Source organism: Chitinophaga sp. (assembly GCF_036566945.1).
GTDB lineage: Bacteria > Bacteroidota > Bacteroidia > Chitinophagales > Chitinophagaceae > Chitinophaga.
Map to the genome: position 1 here is coordinate 1 of NZ_DATCVJ010000675.1, position 3,956 is coordinate 3,956.

Here is a 3,956-nt window from a genome sequence, read left to right on the forward strand (position 1 = left end):
GACCTCCTATCGCGTCAATGATGTTTACTTATACTTAGACTTGGCATTCGTAAGGCCATACCCAAGAAAAGGATCAGACATTACTTACTCCCCAGCTTTCGAAGAACTTCTTCAGCCGTTTCTAGGAACTGCTTCACTACAGGATTATCTGTAGGGTAAGAAGGATGGGTTTTAAGATTACCTAGTGCGTTATAAAGCATTCGAATATCAGAACGAGTAAACCTAATGTCGTACTCTCGACGTTCTAACGTGCGAGAGACATTACGAATGTGGTTAGTGATGTCTTCCATTACATAGGCCCGTCTTTGTGAAAATACTTGTGTTCAGTAGTAAACTGCCCTGACTCTGGGTCCTGATAAGCGTAGCAGGTTTCTTGCTCTTTAAATTCGTCCTTAAATTCAGGATCCCTTTGGTAACTCCAAGTACACTTATCGCCGATCTCATGTTCTACTAGATCAGGACGACAATCGCTAAGATAATGCCTAGTTCCATTATATTCCCTACCATCCTTCACTTCAGTACCGCAGAAATGACAGGTATGGTATTCTTCGTCTTCCATTAATCCGTCACATTCTTGAGTTCTTTCCCGATCCAATTAATTTCATCCAACATGATGATTTCTGGATTAGCTACAGTGGGGGAGTGGTCGGGATACACTGACCCCCACACATAGCCATCATCATTTCTTGCATGCCATCTATTATGACATCTGTGACAAATTCTGTGAACATTACCAGAATCGTTATTAAGCGTGTTCTTATCGGGGCCGTGATGCCTAGCCTGTTGTTTTCCATCCAAGCAGCCGACAATAGGCTTAGAGCCACCGCCACAATTAGTCTGAAGTTGCCATTCGCAATCAGCGTCGGCGTCCAACGGGTACATAACTGCTGCCCTTTTACGCCCCGTTGATTGCTGATCGCGGAGTGAAGCATCAGACTTATAAGTGTTTATTTCTCGGACTGGTCCTTCTTCGTTCTCTTCCAAATCAAGAACATCCGAATAAGCTGGACTAGTAAGAATAGATACAGAACCACAATCCCCATGATGTTGGCACTCCCATGCCCGTCCAAGCCTACATGCTACGCAATTGATTTTGACCTCTTCTTATTATCGTCTTCGAAGTGGATGAGGTGTTCATTCATTGTTTCCTCCAGCTTAGGGAAGAAACAATCGCTATCGATAAACTCGTCATGCGTTGCACAGGAAACAACAAAATGCTTTCCTGTAGGACTGCAATTGTCTACAAAAGAACTAACAAGAAACTGACAGGTGGGATAAGTTTCGAAGGAAGGTTTATCTTTACTCATCTATGCTTCCTCTGCTTAGGAATGTAACTCGCGCTAACCAGAAAAGTACCCACCCCGGGGACTACCCTAATAACGCGCTGGCTAACTAGACGTTCCCATGTCCTAGACAGAGTTCGCCAAGAAGTACCGTAATAAGGAATAAGGGACGCCATTGCTGGCACCTTCCCTGTAGGGAATTCCCCATTTTCAATACGCTTAACAAGGTCATCTGCGATTTCAATATAGCGGGTTCGGCTCACTATAAATCCTAGGCTAGGTCGATAAGTTAAGCCACAAGCTTGTTTGCCTTAAGCTGATTACAGATAAAGCACATGAGTTGTAGGTTTTTGTTCTTATTGGAACCACCGCGTGATGTAGGCACGCGGTGGTCTCTTGTGGCTACGTCCAAGTGTACAAAGTCGCCACATTTTGCGCAAACTCCATTATCTCTTATGTGGAGTTCGCGAAGCGGTATCTTGCCCTTATTAGAGTATCTGTACCGCTTAATGTTCCTTCGATTTCTCATGGATCTCCATTGCTGTCTCGGCGTCTTCCACGTTATCGAACCTCTCGCTATAGTTGCAGTAAATATAGTTACATTCGACCTGAGTGCCTTCTCGAATTACTTCGTGAAGTGACTCATTTACAGGTTCAATACGAAAGTCAATCCAGTAAGTCATAAGTATATAATCCCAAATAAAAATCCCCGGTTTGAGGCGAACCGGGGATTAGGCTTGGCTGGAAGGGATAACGGTAATCGGTTATCTTATCTAAGAGGTTACACGGCCTCTTAGCGAAGTAGGTTAATAACTGTGGCGCCTCAGCTTATTAACTTTGCCGCACAAGTTATCCCTTCCAGACCTCTATAACTAATTTGGTTAGTGTTTGTACTAACCCAATTAGCGGATTAGGGGCGAACACGCGGGGGATTTGGACCCTCGCCGTTCTGTTACCCCTTAGTGTACCCTCTCCCGTTCACCTAGTAAACCGTCCGACCCGGAATGTCCGATTCTGTTTACACTCCCAGGAGTGACAGTTGTAACACTAGTGACAGGAGTAGTGGGGGAGTGGCACGGAGTGATCATCAGGGATAATTAATCGCAGTTAACTACTCCCCGCTTCAAATCACAACCGTCACAGATTACAAAGTAATCGTCGTTTTCTGCATCTTCAAAAACAGCAAACCCAGAACCAATTGGTTCATCACACATAGGACATGGGGTTCCTGTAATTGTGTCAATATGGCGCATTAAAGAGGGTCTCCATCGCTATAATTGCCCGACTTTCCATTATTTCTAGTCAACTACTAATACCGATTACTCTTAATCACAGCAGATCCTCGTTCCTAAGAGCATCCTTAAGACGGTCAAGCATAGAGTCGGCATTCGCATCGAATCCGGCAATCATACTTGCCTTCTCTTCCAGAAGACCGTCCATAAAGTTATCGATAGTACCATTGACGTGAATAGTGTGGACAATAGAGTCCATCGTGTTATCCATACGGTCAACTCGTCCGAATGCCTGATCTTCCTTGCCAGGGTTCCATTCCCTATCAAGAATAATCATCTGCCGAGCAGCGTTAAGGTTAAGACCCACGCCACCCTTCTTGTAATGGCAGAGAATTACCTGGAACTGATAACCCCGGCAGTAATTACCCCAATTGACACACCTGTCATTACAATCCGAACCCTTGGGGTGATTAGGAGCTGTCTTACCGTCGAAATCAAGCTGTGCTTCGTTAGCCTTTGCATCACTAATATCTCCGTCATATCGAACAACGGAAACTCCCAGTTCCTGGAATCTACGCTCCCATTCCTTAAGAGCTTCCTTAAACTGGCTAAACCCAATAAGTCGGTCCTCGTCTTCAAAGACGATTTCCTTAGCGATCTCCATAGCCTTGTCCAACTTAATGGATTCGGTAGCGGGAGCCTCATAAAGAACTCGACCGGTGCTCTTACCTTCTTCGTCCTTCTCGTAAATCTTAATACCCTGTGGCCAGGTAATAGCCTGACGACGTCGGGTAAGTTCGGGAAGGATACCGATAACGTCGAGCTTAACGTCCTCATCCATCTTAATGGCGCCAAATTCTGCAATCTGCTGCATAACGCGCCACTGGTCAGGATAAAGACCCTTGTCGAACTCGATCTCGTGAGGAACGATAATCTGTTCCTTAAATTCTACTCCAGCCGTCTCCTTAGTCCTACGAATAAATCTAGGACCGAGACGACTAATAAGAGCTTCTTCGCCACCAGCCTTAAACTTCCAACGTCCGGTGTAAAAATCAGTGGTGCAGTAATCCTGAAGAAATGCCCGCTCATTCGGGAAGAGTTCACGGTCGACAAGATTAAGCAATGTCCACAGATCCTGCGGCTTATTAAGAATAGCCGTACCGGTCATAGGCAGAATGTTCTTTACGCTGCAAAAATCTCCAAACTGCTCAGGCTCACGAAGACACACAGAACAACGCAGATACTTAGCTGCCCGAATAGGGTCGGTATAAATCTCGGGATTACCATTGCAATCGGGGCAGGCGTTCTCTGCATAAACAATGTCACGGATACCCTGATAGGCGGTAGTCCGCTTTTCCTTAATGTTGTGCGCCTCATCGATAATAACGGTGTCAGGCTTAAGCTGCTTAATGTATTCGATGAGAGTATAATCCTTACGCCA

3 protein-coding genes are annotated in these 3,956 nt (G+C 45.3%); all 3 read right to left on the reverse strand.

The window, feature by feature from the left end; translation table 11 throughout:
* Positions 1-1,303: 1,303 nt before the first annotated feature.
* The gene (locus VIP81_RS33790) at positions 1,304-1,546 is read right to left on the reverse strand and encodes a GntR family transcriptional regulator (RefSeq protein ID WP_414649355.1); all 243 of its coding nucleotides are present in this window, start codon (positions 1,544-1,546) and stop codon (positions 1,304-1,306) included.
* Between the two features lie 26 nt (positions 1,547-1,572).
* Positions 1,573-1,812, reverse strand: a complete 240-nt coding sequence (locus tag VIP81_RS33795; protein ID WP_414649356.1) for an HNH endonuclease — start codon at positions 1,810-1,812, stop codon at positions 1,573-1,575.
* Positions 1,813-2,612: 800 nt separating this feature from the next.
* Positions 2,613-3,956 (reverse strand): DEAD/DEAH box helicase (locus VIP81_RS20510; protein ID WP_331965527.1); only part of this gene is annotated, 1,344 nt, incomplete at its 5' end.